The sequence below is a fragment of the Nocardia sp. NPDC004722 genome, assembly GCF_053601505.1.
Genome location: NZ_JBSGBY010000024.1, coordinates 1 through 22,975 on the forward strand (window position 1 = coordinate 1; position 22,975 = coordinate 22,975).

Annotated in this window: 23 protein-coding genes; 13 read left to right on the top strand and 10 right to left on the bottom strand. The window is 68.4% G+C overall.

The features are described 5' to 3' along the window. A partial coding sequence (locus tag ACWELQ_RS05010; RefSeq protein ID WP_452395725.1) for an SbcC/MukB-like Walker B domain-containing protein occupies positions 1-1,005 on the top strand: 1,005 nt, incomplete at its 5' end. A gap of 10 nt (positions 1,006-1,015) precedes the next feature. Then, entirely contained in the window at positions 1,016-1,339 is a 324-nt protein-coding gene (locus ACWELQ_RS05015) for a hypothetical protein (protein WP_452395726.1), read from the top strand. Positions 1,340-1,348: 9 nt separating this feature from the next. Here the strand turns inward: ACWELQ_RS05015 and ACWELQ_RS05020 are convergent, their stop codons facing one another. The 6 genes from ACWELQ_RS05020 to ACWELQ_RS05045 form a co-directional block, all read right to left on the bottom strand. Continuing rightward, entirely contained in the window at positions 1,349-1,522 is a 174-nt protein-coding gene (locus tag ACWELQ_RS05020; protein ID WP_452395727.1) for a hypothetical protein, read from the bottom strand. A 26-nt stretch (positions 1,523-1,548) separates the two neighbouring features. Next, on the bottom strand, positions 1,549-1,821 hold the full coding sequence (locus tag ACWELQ_RS05025; protein WP_452395728.1) for a DUF2277 domain-containing protein: 273 nt from the start codon (positions 1,819-1,821) through the stop codon (positions 1,549-1,551). A 93-nt stretch (positions 1,822-1,914) separates the two neighbouring features. Then, a complete protein-coding gene (locus ACWELQ_RS05030; protein WP_452395729.1) occupies positions 1,915-2,433 on the bottom strand; it encodes a methylated-DNA--[protein]-cysteine S-methyltransferase in 519 nt (172 codons plus the stop codon). Further along, complete coding sequence (locus tag ACWELQ_RS05035) at positions 2,430-3,944, bottom strand: Ada metal-binding domain-containing protein (RefSeq protein ID WP_452395730.1); 1,515 nt, start codon at positions 3,942-3,944, stop codon at positions 2,430-2,432. Before ACWELQ_RS05035 ends, ACWELQ_RS05030 begins: the two co-directional genes overlap by 4 nt. 112 nt (positions 3,945-4,056) lie before the next feature. Further along, positions 4,057-4,296: a YbdD/YjiX family protein gene (locus tag ACWELQ_RS05040; protein ID WP_452395731.1), complete on the bottom strand. Its 240-nt coding sequence runs from the start codon at positions 4,294-4,296 to the stop codon at positions 4,057-4,059. A gap of 7 nt (positions 4,297-4,303) precedes the next feature. Beyond that, complete coding sequence (locus ACWELQ_RS05045) at positions 4,304-6,643, bottom strand: carbon starvation CstA family protein (protein ID WP_452395732.1); 2,340 nt, start codon at positions 6,641-6,643, stop codon at positions 4,304-4,306. Positions 6,644-6,936: 293 nt separating this feature from the next. Between ACWELQ_RS05045 and ACWELQ_RS05050 the strand changes: the two genes are divergently transcribed. The 3 genes from ACWELQ_RS05050 to ACWELQ_RS05060 are packed head-to-tail and all read left to right on the top strand — an operon-like array spanning position 6,937 to position 10,054. Continuing rightward, the gene (locus ACWELQ_RS05050; protein WP_452395733.1) at positions 6,937-8,292 is read left to right on the top strand and encodes an ABC transporter substrate-binding protein; all 1,356 of its coding nucleotides are present in this window, start codon (positions 6,937-6,939) and stop codon (positions 8,290-8,292) included. Continuing rightward, positions 8,289-9,233 (top strand): carbohydrate ABC transporter permease, encoded by a 945-nt coding sequence (locus ACWELQ_RS05055; protein WP_452395734.1) that lies wholly within the window; start codon positions 8,289-8,291, stop codon positions 9,231-9,233. Before ACWELQ_RS05050 ends, ACWELQ_RS05055 begins: the two co-directional genes overlap by 4 nt. Next, the gene (locus ACWELQ_RS05060) at positions 9,230-10,054 is read left to right on the top strand and encodes a carbohydrate ABC transporter permease (protein WP_452395735.1); all 825 of its coding nucleotides are present in this window, start codon (positions 9,230-9,232) and stop codon (positions 10,052-10,054) included. Before ACWELQ_RS05055 ends, ACWELQ_RS05060 begins: the two co-directional genes overlap by 4 nt. A 16-nt stretch (positions 10,055-10,070) precedes the next feature. Here ACWELQ_RS05060 and ACWELQ_RS05065 read toward each other — a convergent pair whose 3' ends face one another. Then, a complete protein-coding gene (locus ACWELQ_RS05065) occupies positions 10,071-10,721 on the bottom strand; it encodes a hypothetical protein (protein ID WP_452395736.1) in 651 nt (216 codons plus the stop codon). Between the two features lie 28 nt (positions 10,722-10,749). On the opposite strand from ACWELQ_RS05065, the gene ACWELQ_RS05070 reads away from it, so the two are divergent. Beyond that, complete coding sequence (locus ACWELQ_RS05070) at positions 10,750-11,913, top strand: S1 family peptidase (RefSeq protein WP_452395737.1); 1,164 nt, start codon at positions 10,750-10,752, stop codon at positions 11,911-11,913. 21 nt (positions 11,914-11,934) lie between these two features. On the opposite strand, the gene ACWELQ_RS05075 is transcribed toward ACWELQ_RS05070, so the two are convergent. Beyond that, complete coding sequence (locus ACWELQ_RS05075) at positions 11,935-12,597, bottom strand: hypothetical protein (protein WP_452395738.1); 663 nt, start codon at positions 12,595-12,597, stop codon at positions 11,935-11,937. A 62-nt stretch (positions 12,598-12,659) separates the two neighbouring features. On the opposite strand from ACWELQ_RS05075, the gene ACWELQ_RS05080 reads away from it, so the two are divergent. Both ACWELQ_RS05080 and ACWELQ_RS05085 read left to right on the top strand, forming a co-directional pair. Continuing rightward, positions 12,660-13,232: a TetR/AcrR family transcriptional regulator gene (locus tag ACWELQ_RS05080; RefSeq protein ID WP_452395739.1), complete on the top strand. Its 573-nt coding sequence runs from the start codon at positions 12,660-12,662 to the stop codon at positions 13,230-13,232. Between the two features lie 22 nt (positions 13,233-13,254). Beyond that, complete coding sequence (locus ACWELQ_RS05085; RefSeq protein WP_452395740.1) at positions 13,255-13,755, top strand: pyridoxamine 5'-phosphate oxidase family protein; 501 nt, start codon at positions 13,255-13,257, stop codon at positions 13,753-13,755. Here the strand turns inward: ACWELQ_RS05085 and ACWELQ_RS05090 are convergent. After that, on the bottom strand, positions 13,752-14,699 hold the full coding sequence (locus tag ACWELQ_RS05090) for a helix-turn-helix transcriptional regulator (protein ID WP_452395741.1): 948 nt from the start codon (positions 14,697-14,699) through the stop codon (positions 13,752-13,754). The genes ACWELQ_RS05085 and ACWELQ_RS05090 overlap by 4 nt on opposite strands. Before the next feature lie 100 nt (positions 14,700-14,799). On the opposite strand from ACWELQ_RS05090, the gene ACWELQ_RS05095 reads away from it, so the two are divergent. From ACWELQ_RS05095 to ACWELQ_RS05110, 4 genes are all read left to right on the top strand, one after another. Further along, a complete protein-coding gene (locus tag ACWELQ_RS05095; RefSeq protein ID WP_452395742.1) occupies positions 14,800-15,426 on the top strand; it encodes a TIGR03086 family metal-binding protein in 627 nt (208 codons plus the stop codon). An 88-nt stretch (positions 15,427-15,514) separates the two neighbouring features. Next, on the top strand, positions 15,515-16,594 hold the full coding sequence (gene ychF, locus ACWELQ_RS05100; RefSeq protein WP_452395743.1) for a redox-regulated ATPase YchF: 1,080 nt from the start codon (positions 15,515-15,517) through the stop codon (positions 16,592-16,594). Positions 16,595-17,195: 601 nt separating this feature from the next. Continuing rightward, positions 17,196-17,882, top strand: coding sequence for a GNAT family N-acetyltransferase (locus tag ACWELQ_RS05105; protein WP_452395744.1), 687 nt, complete (start codon positions 17,196-17,198; stop codon positions 17,880-17,882). Between the two features lie 189 nt (positions 17,883-18,071). Beyond that, positions 18,072-18,596 (top strand): hypothetical protein, encoded by a 525-nt coding sequence (locus tag ACWELQ_RS05110; RefSeq protein ID WP_452395745.1) that lies wholly within the window; start codon positions 18,072-18,074, stop codon positions 18,594-18,596. A 16-nt stretch (positions 18,597-18,612) separates the two neighbouring features. Here the strand turns inward: ACWELQ_RS05110 and ACWELQ_RS05115 are convergent, their stop codons facing one another. Continuing rightward, a complete protein-coding gene (locus ACWELQ_RS05115) occupies positions 18,613-19,089 on the bottom strand; it encodes an MmyB family transcriptional regulator (protein WP_452395746.1) in 477 nt (158 codons plus the stop codon). Between the two features lie 137 nt (positions 19,090-19,226). On the opposite strand from ACWELQ_RS05115, the gene ACWELQ_RS05120 reads away from it, so the two are divergent. Next, the gene (locus ACWELQ_RS05120; RefSeq protein ID WP_452395747.1) at positions 19,227-22,934 is read left to right on the top strand and encodes a BTAD domain-containing putative transcriptional regulator; all 3,708 of its coding nucleotides are present in this window, start codon (positions 19,227-19,229) and stop codon (positions 22,932-22,934) included. Positions 22,935-22,975: the final 41 nt, after the last annotated feature.

Below are 22,975 nucleotides of genomic sequence, written 5' to 3' on the forward strand. Positions count from 1 at the left end.
GCCCGGGTCGAGGTCGTCACCGCCCGCGAGCAGGTCGCGGCGGCGGCCGTGCGGGTTGAAAAGCTTTCGTACGAAGCGGGTCTGGTGGATTCCGCGCCGCCGGTGATGGGGGAGTCCGGGCCGGATTACGCCGTGCTCGGCGAATACGCCCGCGCTGTCGACGCGGCGTCGCGCACCTCCGCGCAGCAGTCGGCGATCGAAGAGGAATTGGTGGCCGCCGATCGGGCGCGCGCCCACGCCGAGGCGGTGCTGGCCGAGCCGGATATCCGGGCGGTCGGCGAGGCCGAGCCCGGCGACCTGCGGGCGCTGGAAGAGACAGTGGCACAGGCGGAGTCGGCGCTGAACCGGGCCGTCGCCGCGCACGCCGAAGCCGACCGGCGGGCGAACGATCTCGAGGCTTTGTGCACCCAGCTGCGCGCGGCCGTCGACCGTGTGGCGCCGCTGCAGCGCGCCCATGAGGAACTCGCCCGCCTGGCCGAGGTGGTCGCCGGGCGCGGGGAGAACAACCGCCGCATGTCGCTGCGGTCCTACGTGCTGGCCGCCCGCCTGGAAGAGGTGGCGCTGGCGGGTTCGGTGCGCCTGCGCCGAATGTCCGGTGGCCGTTACGAATTCGTCCACACCGACGTAGCGGGCCCGCGCGGCCGCCGTGGTGGCCTGGGTCTGGACATCCGTGACGACTACACCGGTGCGATCCGCCCCGCCAAGACCCTCTCCGGCGGCGAAACCTTCATGGCCTCACTGGCTTTGGCGCTGGGCCTGGCCGATGTGGTGTCGGCCGAATCCGGCGGCCTGGTCATGGACACCCTGTTCATCGACGAGGGCTTCGGCAGCCTGGACGCCGACACCCTCGACGCCGTCATGGGCGTCCTCGACGAACTCCGCTGCGGCGGCCGCGTAGTCGGCGTGGTCAGCCACGTCGACGAAATGCGCCAACGCATCCCCAGCCGCCTCCACGTCATCCGCGGCCGCACCGGCTCCCGCCTCGAAACCTCGATCGGCGCATAGACTTCGGGTCATGCACGATTCCGGGGGGAAGCTCGTTCGAGACATGCTCACGCTGCTCGGGTTGCTCGGTGTGACCGCGGGCTTCTTCGCGGGCTGGGCCACGAACTCGTTGGCGGCGTTCGTGCCCGTGCCGCTGGGCTTCGCGTTGCTGGCCCTGGTCGTGATGCTGCGGCCGATGCTCGTCGAGCCTCGCCCGGGGCAGACGGTGGAGCAGCGGCGGGCCGTGATCGCATTGACGAAGCTCTGTACGGCTGCCGGAATCCTGGTTCTCGGAACGGGCGCCGTGTTCGTGCTCACGGTCGTGGCGGCGTACCTCAGCGGCGGGCCCGAGTGAAGGGCTGAGTTATCCGCCCTGATCCGCAGGCCGGTCGGGATCGGCGCGCAGGCTCGCGTCGGCGGCTTGGATCTGCTGGATGGTCCAGGCTTCGATCATCCGTTCCGGGGTGGCGTGGAAGAGCTCGCCGAGGCCCTCCAGTAGTTCGGCGTGCTCCTGCGCTAGCTGGATGGTGTACTCCACATGCGATTTTCGCCGGGGCACGAGGGTCAGCGCGGGGTGAAGCGGATTTGGGCGCGGGCCTTGGCCTTGGCGGCTTCGACCTCGCGGTCTTTCGGCGGGGCGGTGGTGGTCAGGCCATCCAGGAGGCGGGTGGTGGCGGCGGTGATCTCTTCGACGGCGAGGTCGAAGGCGGCCTGGTTGGCCTGGGAGGGTTTGGTGGTTCCGCTGATCTTGCGGACGTATTGCAGGGCGGCCGCGTGCACCTCGTCCGGGGTGGCCGGCGGCTCGAAGTTGTGCAGGGTGTGGATGTTGCGGCACATGGGTGCGAGCCTACGCCCGGGGACCGACGGGCCCGGGCGGTCGCCGTCGCGGCGGGGGAGTACTCGCGGCTCGGGCGGTGGCGTGCGGGCCGCTCAGGCGGTCTCGTGGTCGAGCAGCCAGCGTTTGATCGGCAGGCCGTAGCGGAAGCCGCCGAGGGTGCCGTCGGTGCGCAGGACTCGATGGCAGGGGACGAACAGGGCGGCCGCATTGCGGGCACAGGCGTTGGCGGCGGCGCGGGTGGCCGCGGGGCGGCCGGAGACGACCGCGAATTCGGTGTAGGTGATCGGGTTTCCAGCCGGGACCTTGCGCAGGATCTCCCAGGCGTGGGTGAGGAACGGGCCCGAGACCTGCCGGACGGTGATGGCGTCGATGACGGCCAGATCGCCCTCGTGATACGCGGTGATCGCCCGCGAGACCACGCCCAGCGAGTCGCGTTCGCGCAGCGTGGCGGGCCGGATGCTGGGGTGGATGAGCGCGCGCAACGCCTCGGGGTCGGCGATCCAGCCGGAGGCCAGTACCGCGCCGTCGCCGTCCACCAGGGCGGTGAACGGTCCGGCGGGTGTCTCGGTGGTCGCGAAATCGGCTGTGGTGGCGGATTTTCCGGTGTTCACTGCGGTGTCCTCCGGGTCGGTGTGGATGGCGTGGCGGTGCGCGGCTCGGCCGGGTGGGAGAGCGCGTACTTCCACAGGTGCATGGTGAGGTAGGAGCGCCAGGGCGCGAAGCGTGCGGTGTCGGTGAGATCCACGCCCAGCAGCCCCGCGCCGCGGCGCACGATCAGGTCGGAATGCAGCAGCACGTCGGGGTCGGCGAGCAGGCGCATGGTGACATAGTCGGCGGTCCAGGGGCCGACGCCGTCCAGGGCCAGCAGGTCGCGGCGCAGGTCGCCGGCGGTGCGGCCGGAGTGCAGCACCAGATCGCCGGTGGCCAGCGCCTTGGCCGCGCCGACGACGGCGTCCACCCGCCGTCCCGGCCCGGTCAGCACCTCGGACCCGCGCTCGGCGATGGCCTCCGCGGTGGGGAACAGGTGCGGGATCGGCCCGTCGATGGCCTCGCCCAGGCCCTGGACCAGGCGCGCGGTGTGGGTATTGGCGGCGGCGACGGAAATCTGCTGCCCGATCATGGTGCGCAGCAACAACTCCGGCCCGTCCACGCAGCCCGGCACCCGGATGCCGCCGGGCAGGACCGTCGCCGGAATGCCTTGCCGCGGTGGACTACCCGCCATGCCCGCGGCGAGCGCCTCGTCGATGCCGATCGGATCGGCGTCGAGGTCGAGGAAGTGCCGGATGCGCGCGACCGTGGGCGCGAGATCACGCATGTCCTGCAGCGCCAGCGAGGCGCGCACATGACCGGGCTGCACGGACAGCCGAACGGTGGTGTGGCCGTGCGGGGTTCGCAGGCTGCGCGTGTAGGTCCCGTTCTCCCACAGTTCCAGCCCCGGGACGGCGTGCGCGGACAGGAACCACTCCAGCCAGGTCTTGTCGAGCGGTTCACGGTAGGGCAGGCGCAGCGTGAGCAGACCGTTCCCGGCGGGCACGGTGTCGCCGTTGCGGCGGCGGGATTCCTCGCGCAGCGTGGTCGGGCTGACCGCGAACACCTCGCGCACCGTGTCGTTGAACTGCCGGATGCTGGCGAATCCGGCCGCGAAGGCGATGTCCGACATGGACAGCCGGGTGGTCTGGATGAGCAGCCGGGCGGTGTGCGCGCGGTGCGCTCGCGCCAATGCCAGTGGGCCCGCGCCGAGTTCGCTGGTGAGCACCCGGGTCAGCTGCCGCTGCGAGTAGCCCAGCGCCCCGGCCAGCGCGGGCACGCCGCCGCGCTCGATGACGCCGTCGCCGATCAGCCGCATGGCCCGCGAGGCCAGGTCGGCGCGGGTGTTCCACAGCGGTGACCCGGGTGCGGCGTCGGGCAGGCAGCGGCGGCAGGCGCGGAACCCGCTCTGCTGTGCCGCGGCGGCGGTGGGCAGGAAGGTGACGTTGGTTCGTTTCGGGGTGATGGCCGGACAGGAAGGGCGGCAATAAATTCCGGTGGTGCGCACCGCGGTCACGAAATGCCCGTCGAACCGAGCATCCCGGGTCGCCACGGCGCGGTAGCAACGCTCGAAATCCAATTCGTTCGCACTCACGGATTCCACCTTGTCAGCCCCGGCCGCGCCCCGCTAGCGGGAATCGGCCATCACCGTCGGCGGAAATCCGCCAGTAGGTCCCGGGCCTGGTCAGAGGATTTCGCCGGTCGGATCAGCAGCAGCGGTTGCCGGGATTCTTGGCGGCCGCGTCGTGGCGGTCACGCCAATAGTCGCGTTCGGACGGGATCTCGCAGCCCGGGTGCTGTAGCCGCCGATGCTGGACGTAGCGCTGGTAGTCGTTGCCGCCGAGGATCGAGTTGAACCACCAGGCAATGGCTTTCAGGGCCCGCGACAGGGCGAGCCCCGCCGACCGCAGGGGGCCTGCGGTCGACGGGGCGTCGGGGGTACTCATCGCGGCGTCAGTGGATCGCCGCGCCGGGCGCTCGGACCTTGCCCTCGGCGACGAGAGCGTTCCATTCCTGCTGCACTTCCTTCTCAGCCTTGGTGGCGATGAACCCGCTGGGGCCGAAGATCTTCGACGGCTCCTCCGGGCTCTCACTGGTCGCGGCGCCCCCGGCACGCAGCGCGCGAGCGCACGCCCACACGCCGACCGCGGCCACGATCAGCACCAGCACCGCGAAGATGATGGACAGCGTGCCCTGGATGAAGGTGTTGCGAACGATCTTGTCCAGATCGCTCAGCTGTTTGTCCAGCGCGCCGAGATCGGCGACACCCTTGGGGAGTTTGGCCTTGTCCTGGGTGGAGATGAAGGCGTCCCGAGCGGCGTGGAAGGCGCTGCGCTTGTCGACGGCGGCGGTGTGCTGCGTCCAGTAGCCGATGTTCGGATCGCCGGAGAAGATCTTCTGGAAGGAGGCCGTCATGGTGACGATCAGGTCCCAGACCAGCGGAATCGCCGGAATCCAAGCCCATTTCACCAGGCCCTTCTTCACCACGATGACCAGCACGACCGTCAGCGCGATGGCTGCCAGCAACTGGTTGGAGATGCCGAACAGCGGATACAGGGTGTAGATGCCGCCCTTCGGATCGGTGACGCCCATCAGCAGCACCGATCCCCACGCCGCCACCACGAGGCCCGAGCAGACGAACACGCCCGGCCACCACGACGGGTCACGGAACTTCTTGGCCGCGCCGCCCAGGTTGCCGAGCGAATCCGACAGCATGAACCGCGCGACACGGGTGCCCGCGTCGATGGTGGTGAGGATGAACAGCGCCTCGAACATGATCGCGAAGTGGTACCAGAACGCCTTGAGCGCGGTACCGCCGATGAACTTGTGCATCACCTCGGTCATGCCGATCGCGAGGGTGGGCGCGCCACCGGTGCGGGAGTAGATCTTCGACTCGCCGACGTCCTGCGCCATGCGGTTCAGGTAGTCCGCGGTCGCCGGGTCGCCGCTCAGCCCGAGCTTGTTCACGCTGTCGGCCGCGGCCTGCGCGGAAGTCAGGCCGCCGGTGTTGATGGCGAAGTACAGGTGCTGGTCCAGGATCGAGGCCGCGATGATGGCCATGACCGCGACGAACGACTCCATGAGCATGCCGCCGTAGCCGATCATGCGCGCCTGCGACTGCTTCTCCAGCAGCTTGGGTGTGGTGCCCGAGGAGACCAGCGAGTGGAATCCCGACAGCGCGCCACACGCGATGGTGATGAACAGGAACGGGAACAGGCTGCCCGGGAAGGACGGGCCGTTGCTGTTGGAGGCGAACTGCGAAACGGCCGGGGCCTTCAGCACCGGCATGGTGACCAGCACGCCCACGGCCAGCAGGCCGATGGTGCCGATCTTCATGAAGGTCGACAGGTAGTCGCGCGGAGCGAGCAGCAGCCACACCGGCAGTACCGAGGCAATGAAACCGTAGATGATCAGCATCCAGGCGATGGTGGTGCCGGACAGCGTGAACAGGTCACGGCCCCAGCCGGATTGGGACACCGGGTTGCCGAGCAGAATCGCCGCCAGCAGCAACACGAAGCCGAACAGCGAGATCTCGCCGATCTTGCCCGGCCGGACGAAGCGCAGGTACAGGCCCATGAACAGGGCGATCGGGATGGTCATCGAGATGGAGAAGACACCCCACGGGCTGCCGCCCTCGAGCACGCCGGTCTTCGGATTCGGGGTCGCCGCAAGGGCGTTCACCACGACGATGCCGAGCACCGCGAGCAGGATCATCATGATCACCAGCACCGCGATGATGGCCGCGACGCCGCCGACCACGCCGAGTTCGTCGCGTGCCATCTGGCCGAGCGAGCGGCCGCGGCGCTTCACCGAGGCCCACAGCACCAGGTAGTCCTGCACGGCTCCGGCCAGCACCACGCCGACGACGATCCAGATGGTGCCGGGCAGATAGCCCATCTGTGCGGCCAGCACCGGGCCGACCAGCGGGCCCGCGCCCGCGATGGCCGCGAAGTGGTGGCCGAACAGGACCCGGCGGTCCATCGGCATGTAGTCCTTGCCGTTCTCCATGGCCTCGGCCGGAGTGGCGACGTCATCGCGCGGCTTGGTGATCTTGTACTCGATGAGCCGGGCGTAGAACTGGTACGCGAGCACATAGGTACAGATGGCGGCGACCACGATCCACACCGCGTTGACGTTCTCCCCGCGCATGAAGGCGAGGACTGCCCAGGCGATGGCGCCGATCACGGCGATGGCGAGGAAGATGCCCTTCTTCGCCGAGGACATGGGCGTCCGGTCCACGACGCCTACCGGGGGTAGGTCGGGATCCGTCCGGAGATATTCGATGGTCGCCATTCGACAACTCTCCCGTGCGGTACTGCGGTTCTCACTGAAATCGGTCTCAACGTAGCCCAACCGACGCGCGACTGAACCGGCTTTGACCAGCCGTTCACCTCGTGTCGTACCGTCGGGTACGGGTGGCCCGGGGGACGCTGCGGACGGTTCGCGGGGGTACTGCGGGCCGACCGAAAACCTGCGATTTCGCGTGTTGACCGCGTGTCGCAGGTAGCTCCCCGTATGCTGCCATGCTGGTTCGAGATCTGCGTCACTGTGGTCCTTTAGTTCGTTTAGTTCACGGAGATATATCTTTGGCGAGCGACTCGGCAGGCCCTCCCCACGGCATCGATCGGCGTACCCTGCTGCGCTCCGGTGCGCGCGCCGCATTGGGTTCCGGCGCATTGGCCGCACTGCTGGCCGCCGGGGGCTGCTCGAGCGGAGACGACGACGCCGTCACCTTCTTCTTCCAGGCGCGGCCCGAAGAAGCGCGGGCGCGGCTGCGGATCATCGACGAATTCCAGCGGCGGCGACCGGATATCCGCATCCGAACCCTCATGTCCGGGCCGGATCCGTTGCAGCAGATGCTCACCTACTGTGCGGGCGGCAAATGCCCGGACGTGCTGATGGCGTGGGAGCTACTCTACGCCGGGCTGGCGGATCGGGGCGTGCTGGTCGACCTGCGCGAATTCCTGGACCGGGAACCCGATTACGCCGCGACGCTGCGGGATGACGGGTACGCCACCCTGCGGGACACCTTCGTGTGGGGCGGCGGGCAGTACGCGCTGCCGGAGCAGTGGTCGGGGGTGTTCCTCTACTACAACCGGAAGTTGTTCGCCGAGGCCGGGATCCAGCCGCCGACGAGCTGGTCTGCCGCCTGGACCTTCGACGAATTCCTTTCGGCGGCACAGGCTCTGACGCATCGCGATACCGACGGCCGGACTCGGCAGTGGGGATTCGTGGACGCCTGGGTGCCGTACTTCTCGGCCGCCTGCTTCGGCATGAACAACGGCACCGAATGGTTCAGCCCGCCGGTGCGGCCCGACCGCACCAATCTCGGGGATCCGCGGTTCGCGGCCGGGCTCCAGTTCTACGCGGATCTGGCGGTGCGGCATCGCGTCGCGCCCAGTGTCGGTGACCGGCAATCGGTTTCGGCGCAGGACCTGTTCCGCAGCGGGCGGGCCGCCATGCTCATGGGCGGGCACTGGCTGTACTCGGAGTTCACCGGACGCGACGACCTCGACTTCGATGTCACGGTGCTGCCGGTCGGGCCGCACGGCGGGCCGGGTGCGATCACCGATATCGGCAGCACCGGGCTGGCCATCGCGGCGGCGAGCCCACGGCGCGAACAAGCCTGGGAATTCGTGAAATTCGCGACCGGTCCGGAAGGGCAGGCCATCATCGCCGAGTCGGGGCTGTTCGTGCCGGTGCTGCGGTCGGCGATGCGGTCGCCGGGATTCGCGGCGGCGCATCCCAATGTGCGCAATCTGGCGGTCTTCACCGAGGGGCCCGAGCATTCCAAGCCGCTGGCGGTGACGCCGTTGTGGGGCAAGGTGGAGGCGTTGCTGGAGCGCGGCTGCAACAAGGTGTTGCGCGGCGCGGCGACCGCTGAATCGCTCGGCGGGCAGACCAGCGCCGACATCGATCAGCTGTTGCGGGCCTCGGTATGAGGAGGCAGGGCCTGGATGCGGAGCGGTCGACCGGGTCGGGCCGCCGGGCGCGTGGATCGGTGTTGGGGCGGCGGCAGGCGCGGGCCGGGCGGCTGTTCGTGGCTCCCAATCTCGCGGCGATTCTCGTGTTTCTGCTTTTCCCGCTCGGGTTTTCGCTGTACCTGAGCTTCCACTCGTGGGATCTGTTCAGCCCGCCACGCTTCGTCGGGGTCGCGAACTATCGGCGGCTGTTCACCGATGACCCGCTGTTCTATATCGCGCTGCGCAATACGGCCGTGTTCACCGTGCTGACGCTGGTGCCGACGGTGGCGATCAGTTTGGCCGTCGCCGGGCTGCTGAATCGGAAACTGCGGGGGATCGGGGTGTTTCGGACGCTGGCGTTCCTGCCGCTGGTGGCCTCGACCGTGGCGATGGCGGTGGTGTTCCGCTTCATCTTCGCCAGTGACGACGGGCTGGCGAACATCCTGCTGGGCTGGGTCGGGCTGGGGCCGGTGCCGTGGCTGACCGATCCGTGGTGGGCGATGGTGTCGCTGAGTCTGGTGACGGTGTGGAAGTCGGTGTCGTTCGCGACCGTGATCCTGCTCGCCGCCATGCAGGGGGTGCCCGAAAGCCTCTATGAGGCAGCGAAGATCGATGGTGCCGGTGCCCTGCGGCGCTTCTCGTCGATCACCGTGCCGCTGATCCGTGGCGCGCTGTCGTTCGTGCTGGTGATCACCGTCATCAATTCGGTGCAGGCGTTCGACCAGGCGTACGCGCTGACCGGGAGCAACGGCGGGCCGGAGACCGGCACCTACGTGCTGGGAATCATGTTGTTCCAGAACGCCTTCCGCTTCTATGAAGTCGGGTACGCGTCGGCGCTGGCCTGGGTGATCTTCGCGATCCTGCTGGGCTTCACGCTGATCCAGCAGTGGCTGGCACGGCGGGCGGAGTCCGAACAGTGAAGCGCCGCTTGGCCGGTGGTCTGCTCGCCTATCTGGCCTTGATCGTGGTGGCGTGGTGCGCGCTGACGCCGATCCTGTGGTCGGTGTCGGCCTCGCTGAAGCCGGAGGGCGAATTGCTCGACGCGGCACCGTTGCCCGCGCATCCGCGATGGTCCAACTACCGGGAAGCCTTCGACGCCATCCCGCTGGGGCGCATGCTCCTCAACACCGTCCTCTACGCGGGCTGTGTCACCGCCGGCCAGGTCTTCTTCTGCTCCCTCGCCGGATACGCCTTCGCCCGCCTGCGCTTTCCGGGCCGCGATGTGCTGTTCCTCTGCTACCTGGCCATCCTCATGGTCCCCCTGACCATCACCGTCATCCCGCAGTTCCTGCTCATGCGCGCCTTCGGCTGGATGGACACCCCCTGGTCCATGATCGTCCCCGGCCTCTTCGGCAGCGCCTTCGGCACCTACCTCATGCGCCAGTTCTTCCGCACTCTCCCCGTGGAATTGGAGGAAGCCGCCATCCTCGACGGCTGCACCCCCTGGCAGATCTACTGGCGAATCCTGCTCCCCCACACCCGCCCCGCCCTCATGGTCCTCGCGGTCCTCACCTGGATCACAGTCTGGAACGACTTCCTCTGGCCCCTGATCATGATCCAACGCAACGAATACGCCACCGCCACCCTCGGCCTGGTCCGCCTCCAAGGCCAATACTCCACCAACTGGCCCCTCCTAATGTCCGCCGCCACCGTCCTCCTCCTGCCCCTGCTCCTCCTCTACGCCGTGGCTCAACGCGCCTTCATCCGCGGCATAGCGCTATCCGGAGTCGGCGGCCGCTGACCGGCAGCGGCCCGCACTACTGCACGCCGGCGTCACCCTTTAGATGGCATCTCAACCTGCCGGATCCGGTATCGAACAGCTCCGCCCTCGCCGAGGACATTGCCGCGATTCGAGCATCGAGATCAGCAATTGGCTCCGACGCCCCAAGGTCCTCGCGCAGCATCTGCCGCAGCAGCCAAACTGCCTCCGACGCAGAGCCATCCAGCCACTCGTGCACAGCTCGCAGAGTGGTCACATCGGGGTGTTCGACCATGTCATGCACTGCCCGGTAGGTATTGCCCAGACACAGGTCCACCTCGGAAGCGACGGCCAGCAGTCGGTCGGGCACGATCATCTGGGCCTGCGCGTACATGGTGCGGTAATGCGTTCGCTCAGCTTCCAGCCGCTCGAGGCCGACCGCGCCGCCCACCTCCAACTCCATCACGCAGTGGTGCAACTGCATTCGATAGTTCCGAGCCGCGGAATTGAACTCCGAATACACGGACTGCTTCTGCTCCCGTTCCCTCTGCTGTGCCGCCTCATCGCGCTGCTCAGCTTGCTGGGCGCGATGGATCTCCGCGTCGAGGCGCTTCCCCTTGAGCGCCGCTCCCTGCGCCGCAACTGCCGCTCCGAATGTACCTACGACCCCGACCCCCGCCACTGCCAAGCTGATCAAATCCGCCCCCACTCAGTCATTGTCGGGCCGATGCAAGATCATGGAGCTCTCACTGCGGAAATCTTTCCGAATTCCCTCAGTGAGAGCTCCCTGGTCCTGGTTGATACGGACTCGTGTTGGGGAATCGGCCGGATCTGGCGGGGTGGTCGCTAAATTGGTAGGGGTGGCCAACTACTTGCGTCGGCGGGCTGGGTGGTGGGGGGTTGCCGTTGTGGCGGCTGTCGCGTTGATGTCGGGTGTGCCGGGGGTGGGGTGGGCCGAGGATCGGGTGGGGGAGTTCGAGGGGGTGATGCCTCCGGGGCTGGTTGCGGCGATTCGGCGGGATTTGGATATGGATGTGGGGGAGTATCTGGCGCGTGTGGAAATGGCTCAGCGGCAGGCGGTTTCGGATGTCGAGGTGAGGGTTTCGGGTGGGGTGGGGTTGTCGGCCGGTGAGGTTGCCGGGGGTGATCGGTATCTCACCGATGCGGGATACGCGTGTTCCTGGGCGTTCAATGCTGTTGATGCTGAGGGGAATCCCGCTGCGATCACCGCCGGGCATTGCGATGCTGCCACCGAGACGGAGGATCAGCCCGATACTCGGGGCCAGACCTTCGACCTCACTCCGGCGCTGAAGCGGGGGGATCAGACCGGCGCATTCGAGAAGTCGGTGATGGATGGCGTGCGTGACTATGCCGTTGTCCGTATTACCGAGCCGTTCCAGGATTCCTTCCGTAACAATCTGATTCGTGCGGCCGGCGGTACGCTCCCGATCACGGGGGTCGGTTACCCGGTTGTCGGCGAGCCGGTGTGCAAGGCGGGAGCCACCACCGGATTCACCTGCGGTGTCATTCTCAGCGTTGATCAGCCCGACCCCCTACGGCCGCCCGTTCGATTCACCCACACCGCGCTGTCCCTCCCGGGTGACAGCGGTGGTGCGCTGTTCTCCGGCACCCTCGCCATGGGCATTGTCAGCCGGGGCGGCTACACCGACGACCCTGCCCAATACCCCACGGACAAGCCGGATGCGGTGAACGCCGTGCTTCCTGCGCCGCTCGACCAGATCGCCAAACGGCTGCTGGCGGGGGATGGGCAAGTGGCCTTCGAACAACTGTCCCCGTTGATCGACGCGTTCCTGCGTGCCTACCCGCAACTCACCATGATCGCCCAGTCCATCGCCGACGTGATGATCGAGAATCCCGGACTCCGGCTGCGTACCGAATGAGCCCGGTTGCAACGGGTTTCGTCAGCAGAAGGTGATCAGGGTGTTATTGGCGAGGGAGACGCGGGCGTTTTCGAAGAGGGTCAGCCAGACCATGCGTTCGCGCCCGAGCGGCTCGTCTTCGTCGTCGGCCTCGCACAGCGAGTGGGCTTCGGAATCCGGCAGCTCGCCGTCGATCAGGGTGATGCCGAGATACGGTGCCACGTAGACGAGTTCGCGCATCAATCGGTTGCTGGAACCGAGTATGCCGCCGGGAATGGAATCCTCCTCGTCGCCGGGCAGCACATGCTCGAAATCGATAGGGACGTAATAACCTTCGCAATCGGAATGGCAGATCAAGTGGCAGTCGAAGTCATAGGTGACCTCCTCGACCAGTGGGTCTTCGCTGGCGCGCTCGTCTTCTGCGACCGGGGTCAGCGGCTGGTCCGGATTGGTGATCGCGTGGGCGTAGGCACGTCGCAGGTAGTGGATCATGCTGTACGGGAAGCTGGACACGTGGTGACGAGCGGTGGCCATCCCGTGGACCCGGGGTTCCTCGTGCGCGGGTAGCCCGTTGTCGCTCAGTACCTTGTTGATCGCGTCGAGCGCGGGACCGAAATCCTCCTCCCCGTTGATGATCGCGTAGGCAAGTTCGTGTGTCGTGACTGCGAGTCCCATGCCGGGCAGCTTAAGGATGCGGGGTGACACGCTGGACCTCCCCGATCCTATTGCCTCTAGGTTTACCCTTGGGGCACTCGGGAAGGAGTGGAATGTCGCCACGGGTCGGTTTGACCAGGGAGCGGGTCGTCAGTGCGGCGGCCGAACTCGTCGATGAAATCGGCTTCGAGAAGCTCACGCTCTCGGCTCTCGCCCGCCGGGTCGGCGTGAAGGATCCGAGCCTGTACGTCCACGTCCGCAATCTCCACGATCTGCGGGTGCGGGTCGCCCTGCTGGCCAGTGCGGAGTTGAACGAACGGATCGGGGCGGCGGTGGCCGGACGGTCCGGTAAGGACGCGTTGGTAGCCTTCGCCGACGCCTATCGCGGCTATGTGCTCGACCATCCGGAACGGTATGCGGCCACGCAGATTCGGATGGATCCGGCGGAGGTCGCCGGTGAACCCGCCCTGGTGCGCAGTATCGAGCTCACCACGGCCATTCTGCGCGGTTACGGGCTCGGCGACTCAGAGGGATTGGACGCGGCTCGCCTGCTGCGCAGCACTTTTCACGGCTTCGCCACCCTCGAGGCGGCGGGTGGATTCGCGCATTCTCGCCCTGCTGCCGACTCCTGGCCGCATATCGTCGACGCCCTCCACCAAACCCTCTCGAACTGGCCCACCTACTAGATAGGCGCGCTAAGGTCCGATCATGTGGTGGGGACAAATCCGGGGAATAGTGGAGCGCGCACGCCGGTCGACCGGGCACTTCGCGATCGCATCCGTTGACCCGCAAGGGATTCCGAACATCACCCCGGTGGGAACGGTGTTCTTCCGCGACGACCACACCGCCTTCTACTTCGACCAGTACACCTCCGCGCTGGCGAGCAACCTCGACACCAACCCGAACGTCTGCCTGCTGGCGGTCGACAGCGGCTCCTGGTTCTGGTTCCGCTCCCTGCTGGTCGGACGCTTCTCCACCCACCCGGGAGTCCGCCTCTACGGCACCGCCGGACCCCGCCGCCCCGCCACCGAGGACGAACTGAACCAGGTCCGCACCCGAGTCCGCCCCATGCTCGCGCTCAAAGGCGGCCGCCTCCTCTGGTCCGACTTCACCCACGTCCGCGACCTCACCTTCACCACCGCCCGCCCCGTCCGCTACCCGCACATGATGTCCCATCTCCCCCAGCAGGATTCGCTCCCGCTCGGTTAGGGCGTGGCGGCGGTGTAGCGGCGGGCGAGGGTGCGGATGTGGGTGACCAGTTCCGGGGGTGAGTCGACTCGGAAGTCCATCATCAGCATGCTCAGGTAGATGGCGATGGTTTCGAGGCGGTCGGCTCCGGTGAGGAGGAGGCAGGAGGTGTCGTCCAGGGGTTCTACGACGCCGACGGTGGGGTTGATGCGGGTTATGACGGTGTCGGCGGGGGCCAGGATGGTGACTCGGGCGTGGACTTGCCAACCGGTAGAGGCGATTTCGCGCAGAACGAAGGCGACCAGATCGGAGTCGGGGAGTGGGCGCGGGGCGAAATGGCGTTCGCCGGAGGTGATCTCGGTGAGTGATGCCACGGGGAGGGCCTGCCAGGTGTGGGATTCGAGGCTGTAGGCCACCAGGTACCAGCGGCGCTGCCAGCTGATCAGGCGGTAGGGCTCGAGATCGCGGTCGTCGGCGCGGATCGTGGTGGTGGCGCGGATGGCGGTGGCGAGGGTGGCGAGGGTTTCGGCCGGGACGGGCGCGTCGGGTTCGCGGGAACCGGTGACGGCGGGTCCGATGTCGGTGACGGAGCGCAGCGCGGTCACCTTCCGCTGCAATCGTTTCGGGAGGATCCGATCCATTTTCGCCTGGGCGCGTTCGAGATTGGCGTGAATATCGGCGATGCCGGTGCTGCCGTCGGCGGCGATATTCATGGCCACCGCGACGGCCACCGCCTCGTCGTCGTCGAGCAGCAGTGGAGGCATGGTCGCGCCCTGGCCGAGGCGGTAGCCGCCGACCGGACCGCGAGCGGCGTGCACCGGATAGCCGAGTTCGCGCAGCCGGGCGATGTCCTGGCGCAGCGTGCGGTCGGTGACGGCAAGGCGTTCGGCCAGGTCACGGCCGGTATGGGTGCCGTCCTGCAACAGCGACAGCAGGCGCAGCAGACGGGTTGTGGTGGAGGTCACACCATGCTCCTCGGATCGCCTGGCTTATTAGGAAGAAAATCAGCCTAATCGGGTCATACCTTTATCTCAACGGATCGAAACAACCTGAGAGGCAAGAACAATGAACGCCAACCCGCAGACCGCCACCCCCGCCGCCACCCTCGCCCCGGTCTGGCGCGAGGTCCTCGCCGCCTCCCACCGCGCCCTCACCGACGTGGTGGCCGGGGTCGGCGACGATCAGTGGAACAACCCCACCCCGTGCTCGGAATGGACCGTGGCGCAGGTGGTTCAGCACGCCGCCGGGGATCAGCTGGCCTACGCCAAGTTCCTCGGCATCGGCGACGGCCCGGCCTACAACCCGTTCGAGCCGTCCGGCAGCATCGACGGCAAGGCCACCGAATTGGTCTCCGCCGCAATCGAACCCACCGCCACCGCCTGGGCCACCGTCGCCGACGACACCGAGGCCGTCCCCACCCCGCTGCCGCACGGCGAACTCCCCACCCCGGTCGCCGCCGTCATGTGCGCCCTCGACGCCGCCGCGCACGCCTGGGACATCGCGATCGCGACCGGGCAACCCTCGCCGCTCACCGACGAGCTGGCGGGTCATCTGCTCACCGCCGCCACCGGGCTCATCGAGCCGCTGCGTGATTACGGCGTCTTCGCGCCCGTCGTCACCGAGGTGCCCGAGACGGACACCCCGGTGGTGGCCGAGCTGCTGGCCTACCTCGGCCGCACCCCGCGGGCCTGACCGTCGCCCTGCCCGCGGGCCCGCCGAACCCAGCGCCCGGACCTGCGGTGACGGCGCGGGCCGACGATCCGGGTAGACTCCCACTCTCGTGAGTCTCACCCTCGGAATCGTCGGCCTGCCCAACGTCGGAAAGTCGACGCTGTTCAACGCTCTGACACGCAATGACGTGCTCGCCGCGAACTACCCGTTCGCCACCATCGAGCCGAACACGGGCGTGGTGCCGCTGCCCGATCCGAGGCTGGCCGTGCTCGCCGAGATCTTCGGTTCCGAGCGGCAGCTGCCCGCTACGGTGTCGTTCGTCGATATCGCGGGCATCGTGAAGGGCGCCTCCGAGGGCGCGGGCCTGGGCAACAAGTTCCTGGCCAACATCCGTGAGGCCGACGCCATCTGCCAGGTGGTGCGCGTCTTCGCCGACGACGACGTGATCCACGTCGACGGCAAGGTCGATCCGCTCGCCGACATCGAGGTCATCGAGACCGAGCTCATCCTCGCCGACATGCAGACGCTGGAGAAGGCGGTCGTGCGGCTGGAGAAGGAAGCCCGCGTCAAGAAGGACCGCAAGCCGGTCGCCGACGCCGCCAAGCAGGCGCAGGGGATCCTCGACAGCGGCCGCACCCTCTTCGCCGCCCGCAAGGAACTCGATGTCGAACTGCTGAAGGAGCTTTCGCTCCTCACCATCAAGCCGTTCCTCTATGTCTTCAACGCCGACGAGTCGGTGCTCACCGACGAGGCCAAGAAGGCCGAGCTGAAGGCCGCGGTCGCCCCCGCCGACGCCGTCTTCCTCGACGCCAAGGTGGAATCCGAGCTCATCGAACTCGATGACGAATCCGCCGCCGAACTGCTGGAATCCATCGGCCAGACCGAGCCCGGCCTGCACGCCCTGGCCCGCGCCGGTTTCCACACCCTCGGCCTGCAGACCTATCTCACCGCAGGTCCCAAGGAATCCCGCGCCTGGACCATCCACCAGGGCGACACCGCCCCCAAGGCGGCCGGCGTCATCCACACCGACTTCGAACGCGGCTTCATCAAGGCCGAGATCGTCGCCTTCAAGGATCTGGTCGAGGCCGGTTCCATGGCCGCCGCCAAGGCCGCGGGCAAGGTCCGCATGGAAGGCAAGGAATACGTCATGGCCGACGGCGACGTCGTGGAGTTCCGCTTCAACGTCTGAGCCGGTGACGATTTCGCCATGAATACGGTTCCCGGTGGCCATTCCGGACAATCTCGATATCCGGTGGAAGGGCTTTGCCGGGGGCTGAGTACGCGGTGGTAACCGGTCGGGAAGCGACCGGTCCCGCGGAAACGAATACGGTGTGGCCGGTGACGGCCGTTCATGATCCCGCGTTTGTGCGCAGCCGGTGGTCCATGCCCTGGGTGAGGGCCGGCTTCGGGCGCTGACCGGTGCCGATCCGGAGTGCCTCGCGATGGCGCGGCCGTGCCGAGCGGTATTCGCCGCGACCCGGTGTAGAAATACCTTCCGGCGCATAGGTATTCGGATAAACGCAGTTCCCGGGGGAGATCGCCACGTAGTTGCGGAGAGGGCTGCCGGGCACAGCTGAATGACACCTGTGAATCGCCCGTGCGACGCGCGGTAGAACGCATGAAATTTACATGCCGCCTGCGGCGCGGTGCGCTGGTGTTCCGCTATCGTTCATCCCACTATCCGATGCTGCTACTGGCGTGCCAGGGTTGGTTCGTCGATTCCGGAGCGTGTGGCCGGGGCGGCCAATGCCTGACGCGACCCCCGACCGACTCTGAAAGATCGAGGGAACGTGCCCGTACCCGTAACTCTGACCGGCCGTCTGGTACGGCTGGAACCCCTTGCGCCGCAGCATGCCACGGGTATTGCGGAGGCCGCAGCGGGAAATCGTGACGACTACGCGTTCACGCCTGTCCCACACGGAGTGGACGAGGCGCTGGAATATGTGGCCCAGGCGCTGTCGGGGCATGCCTCGGGAACGTCGTTGGCCTTCGCCATCATCGCGGTCGCCAGTGGCCGGGTGCTGGGGTCCACCCGCTTCACCCGTTTCGACTATTGGCAGGGTCCGATGGTGTGGCCGCTGGTGCACGGCACACCGAGCGGAGATCCGCTGCTCACGGTGCCGGATGCCGCCGAAATCGGGAACACCTGGCTGTCCCTCGAAGCACGCGGCGCGGGCATCAACCTGGAGTCCAAGCTGCTGTTGTTGCAGCATGCCTTCGAGGTGTGGCGGGTGCGGCGCATCGCCATGCGGGCCGATGTCCGAAACCTGCGCTCCCGCATGGCCATCGAGCGGCTCGGGGCCACCAGTGACGGGGTACGCCGGGCGCATTCGCGCGGGCTGGACGGTGAGGTGCGTAGCACCGCCTTCTATTCGATCCTGGATGAGGAGTGGCCGACTGTCCGGGCCACCATCGAGGGGCAGCTGGCGGCGCAGCCGGCCCGGCGGCGCGGCCGCAGCCGACTGGTCGGGGCCTAGCCGAGCGGTGAGGTTGTCATGATCGGACCGATCGAAAGACCGGTCGGTCCGATTAGCCTTTCGCGACTATAATTCCGGGTGTTGCACCGGTCGGGCGTCGAGGAGAGATCTGTCCGAGTCTGGTAACTCGGCGAGCCGGCACGATTCGGATAAGCGAAGCCAGCAACCCTCCCTGGTAAGGAGCGGCGCATGCCCGACCCCATGCGCACCAAGGTCTGCCTCTCGGACAGCATGTCCGGATCGCCCGTGCTCAGCCTGTTCCTCGTCCCCGAACCCCGCGTCCCCGGCGCCAGCGTGCTGCACCTGCTCGAGCAGACGACCTTGTCCGCCAGGTCGATTCCGCGCCCCAACCCGCATCTCATCGACTGGCTGCAGGCGCACGGGTCGCCCGCCATCCGCACGCGGTTCTACGCCCTGCGCACCGAGCCTCACGATCCGGGCGAGAGGCACGCGGTCCTGCACGATCACTTCATCGCCGACCCCGGACCGATCGGCCTCGACGCCGACGACCCCGACGAGTTGACCCGGCTGTCACTGCTGCCGGAACACTGGCTGGGCCGCCGCCGCATCGACGACTTCCACGACCATGCCGTGCGCACCGCCATGCTCGCCGTCTACCGACACTTCGGCGTGGACCGGCGCATCCCGCTCATGTACCACGGCTTCGCCGAACCCGAGGACGGCTGGTTCGAAGTCCCCGCCGCCCAAGCCTGAACCGGCCGAGCCGGATTCAGTCGAACGGCACTACCGTCAACAGCCACCACGGCCGCCGCGGTGACTGGAACTCGAAGGTCTGCACGTACATCCGGCGCTCCTTGCGGGTCACCGGATCGTTCATCAGCACCGTGCGTTCTCGGGGATCGAGCAGCGGCGCCTCACCCGCCCACAGCCGATCCCAGTCCGGGGACCGCCGGGCCAGATTGACGATCTCCTCGACCCGCTCCGGGTTCAGCTCCGGCGTGGCCAGCCGGAAGGCCGAGACCATCACCTGCGCTTCGGCCTCCCAGTCGCCCAGCCGGTAGCGGGCCATGGGTTCCAGCAGGATCGCGGTCATCAGGTTCGCGCCGGGGCCGGTGCCGGGGAACAGCTTTCGGAAGGCGTCGTTCGCGGCGACCACGTCGTAGCCGCCGTCGTGCAGGCAGGCCGGATGCGGAAGGCTGTGCAGCACCGCGAGATCGGGCTCCGGCGGCGGAGTGGAGTCGAACACCCTGGGCAGTGTGCGGGACAACTCTTGCTAGCGACTTCGTATCGAGTTAAGCCAGATCACAAGACCGGGCGCTCTCGCAGAATTTCTGCCATATTGAGAGGATCCTGTTTGGTTTTATTCGAAGTGGGTACGGGGGCATGGCGCTCATACGGATCGGGGTGCTGGGCCCACTGCACATCAGCATCGACGGACAGCGCGTGCCTCCGGGCGCGCCGATGCAGTGTGCGGTGCTGGGCCGGCTGGTCGCGGCCGGTGGCCGGGTGGTGCCCACCGAGCGGCTCATCGACGACCTCTGGCACGGCGATCCGCCCGCCAAAGCCGTTGCCGCGCTCCAGGTCTACATCCACAACCTGCGGCGCGTCTTCGAGCCGGACCGGCCGCGGCGCGCGCACTCGCGGGTCATCGTCTCCGAATCGCACGGCTACGCGCTCAATCTCGAGCCTTCCCAAGTGGATTCCTGGCACTTCGAGCAGCTGCTGCACGGGCACGAGGCCGCCATGCGCGACCCGGCCGGGCGGCCCGAACCCCTCGAACAGGTGCGGGTGCTGGACGCCGCGCTGGCCTGCTGGCACGGCACCGCCTTCGAATCGTTCGTCGGAATGCCCTGGGCCGCACAGGAGGCCGCCCGCCTGCAAGCGCTGCGGCTGACCGCGGCCGAACTGCGGGCGCAGGCGGCGCTGGAGATGAACCGACCGGCCGAGGTGGTGCTCGCGTTGCGGCCCATCCTGGAGGAGCATCCGGGGCGCGAGGAGTGCGCGCGGCTGCTGGCTGTCGCCCAGTACCGTCTGGGACAATCGCTGGACGCGCTCGCGACCGTGCGCCGCAGCCGCGAATTCCTCACCCTCGAATTCGGGGTCGATCCCGGGCCCGGACTGCGGGAGCTGGAGACCGCGATCCTCACCCACTCCGTGGACGCCGAGACCACGGCCCCGCCCGCGCCGGTCCGCCCCGCCGCACCCGCGCCCCGACCCGACCCGGAACCCTTGCCGGACACCGGATATGCCGCCCAGCGCGCCGCCGTGCTGGCCGCCGCCGAGGCCGCCGTCGCCGGGCACGCGCGACTGATCTGGCTGTCCGGCGAGGCCGGGGCCGGGAAGACCACGCTCGCCACCGGCCTCACCCGGCACCTCGGCGAGCGCGGTTGGACAACCGTTTTCGGCCGCTGTCCGGAAGTCGAGTCCGCGCCGCCCGCCTGGGCCTGGGCCGAGGTGCTCACCGGCCTGGACGCCGCCGACCCCGAAACCTTCACCGCCGCCGACGCTTTCACCCTGGCCCGGCGGGTGGTGCGATCCTGCCGCGAGCATTCGGCGGGGTCGCCCGTCGCCATCGTGCTCGAGGACGTGCACGGCGCGGACACCGCCACCCTGCAGGTGCTGCGCCAGGTCGTGAACTGGCTGCGCGACTGCCCGATCCTCATCGTCGCCACCCTGCGCGGCACCGAGGCCGGGCCCGGCGTTCGCGATACCGCCGCCGCCCTGGCGCTATTCACCGCCGACCGCATCGAGCTCGACGGACTCGACATGGCGGGCACCCGCCGGGCCGCGGCCGCCGCCGGACTCACCGACCTCGACGATCGCACCGTCGAACTGCTGCGTCGCCGCACCGGCGGCAATCCGCTGTTCGTGCGCGAACTCGCCAAACTCGTCGCCGCCCAGGGCCTCACCGACATGCTCCCCGACAGTGTCCGAGACCTGTTGGGCCGCCGCATCTCCCAGCTCCCGACCGACGTCGTCGACCTGCTACGCCACCTCTCGGTCTGGGGCGGGGACAGCGACGTCACCACCCTCGCCGCCGCCCTGGCCCGCCCCGCCGACACCGTCATCGACCTCATCGCCACCGCCGAATCCGCCCGCCTGCTCCGCACCGACCGCGCCGGCCGCGTCACCTTCGACCACGCCCTGATCCGCGAAACCGTCTACTACGACCTCCCCACCCTCCGCCGCACCCGAATGCACTGGGCCGCCTTCGAATACCTCCGCCACGACCCGGTAACCGGCGCCCTCGGCGATCCGCACCCGGACGATGCGCGGCCCGCACCCCTCTCCGGCACCGCGCCGGGATCCGGAGCGCGCGCGGAGAACCGGGTGCTCGACGCCCTCTGGGGAGCCGACTACCTGGTGGCCGCACTCCTCGGGTCCCCACGCCCCACCCAGCACGACAACCGCGCGCTCACCGCCCTCCGCGGGGCCGATGAAGTGGCGGCCGCGATCGAGACCGTCAGCGCAGCAGCGGAATCCGGCGACATCGGAGACGTCGCGTCGGGAGAACCTGCAGTGCCCTCGGGCGGGGAGGAGGTTCGGGTGCCGCGGGGGCGGGATATCGATGCGCTCGCGCATCATGCGGCGTTGGGGGCGGATGCCGAGACCGCCACGGTGGCATTGCCTTACGTGCGGGCGGCGGCGCGGCGGTGTGTGGAACGGCGCATGCGGGCGGATGCGGTGCGGCGGTGGCGGTCGGTGCTGACGTTGCACGATCTGGCCGGGCATGCGGAGGCTGGTGCGGCGGTGGGGGATCGGCTGGCCGTGCTGGAGGCGCGGTGTGAACTGGTGGTGGCGCTGGCCTACGACGGGCAGCACATCGCGGCGCGGGCGGCACGGGAGCAGGCGCTGGATCTGGCCGAATCCATCGGGGGGACAGGGCTGTTGGCGCAGTCGGCGACCTGCTGGCCGACCCCGCTCATCTGGTCGGTGCACGATTGGCACACGCCGGACCCGCGGCTGCGGGAACCGCTGCGGATCGCGTCCGGCGACCCGGACCTGCCGCTGCGGTGCCGGATTCACCTGCAGGTCACCGCCGTCTTCGATCGGGCCATCGAGGATCCCTCGGCGGCGCGCATCATCGCCGCCACCGCCATGTCCATGGCCGAACCGCTGGACGACCCGGACCTGCTGTGCACCGTCCTCAACGCGCAGGCGTTCGCCGCCTTCGCCGCCAGCGGCTTCCTGCGCGCCCACGACCTGCGCAGGCATGCGGCACGGCTACTGGAGGTGTCCACCGACGCCGAACTCACCGAATTCCGCGCGCTGGCCCACTATCTGCTGTTCCGCGCCACCCTCGCCGACGCCGACCTGGTGGCCGCGGCCGGCCACGCCCGCGCCGCCAGCGCGTACGCCACCGACGGGCAGCTGCGGCACCTGCTCGACGCCATCGCGCCGTTCGGCATGGTGCTGGAGTTGTTGCGCGGCAACTCCGATGAGGTGCTGCGCCTGCTCGCCGAGGGCACCGGGCAGCTCGACGAGCTGGTCGCGCACTCCGCGGAAGGCGCGGCCGAACCGACCCGCGACACCAACGCCCTGCACGTCGGCATCGCCGTCTCCATCGGATGGCTGCGCAACGACATGTCCGAATACCTGAACGATCTGCGCGAACGCACCGCTCTCAAACCCGAGCTGTTCGTGCACGGGTACGCGCTGGCCCTGGTGCACTCCGGCCGCGCGGAGGAGGCCCGCCGGGTGCTGGCCGCCGCGCCCCCGCTGGCCCCGCAGTTCTGGTCCACCTTCACCGCCGTCAAGGCCCGCCTCGCCATCGCCCTCGACGACCCGGCGGGCGCGCTCACCGTCTATCAGCAATTGCTGCCGTACTCGGGCACCGTATGCGGCCTGGAAACCGGCGCCTCGGTCATGGGTCCGATGGACTACGTCCTCGCCGAGCTGGCTACCTATCTCGGTGATCACGAGCAAGCCGCCCGTCACCGCTCGGCCGCCGAAATGCTGCAGGCCCGGATGCAGGCCGAGCTGGCCGAACTCGCACCGCCGGGCGTGGGACTGATGCAGGCCAGCCGCCTGGGCCCGATGGGCCGCAGCCGCCTGGTGCGCCGCACCCCGGGGAACTCCGTGGTCGGATGAGACGTCCTACTTGGTGAGGCCGAGAGACGGCCGGAACCGGG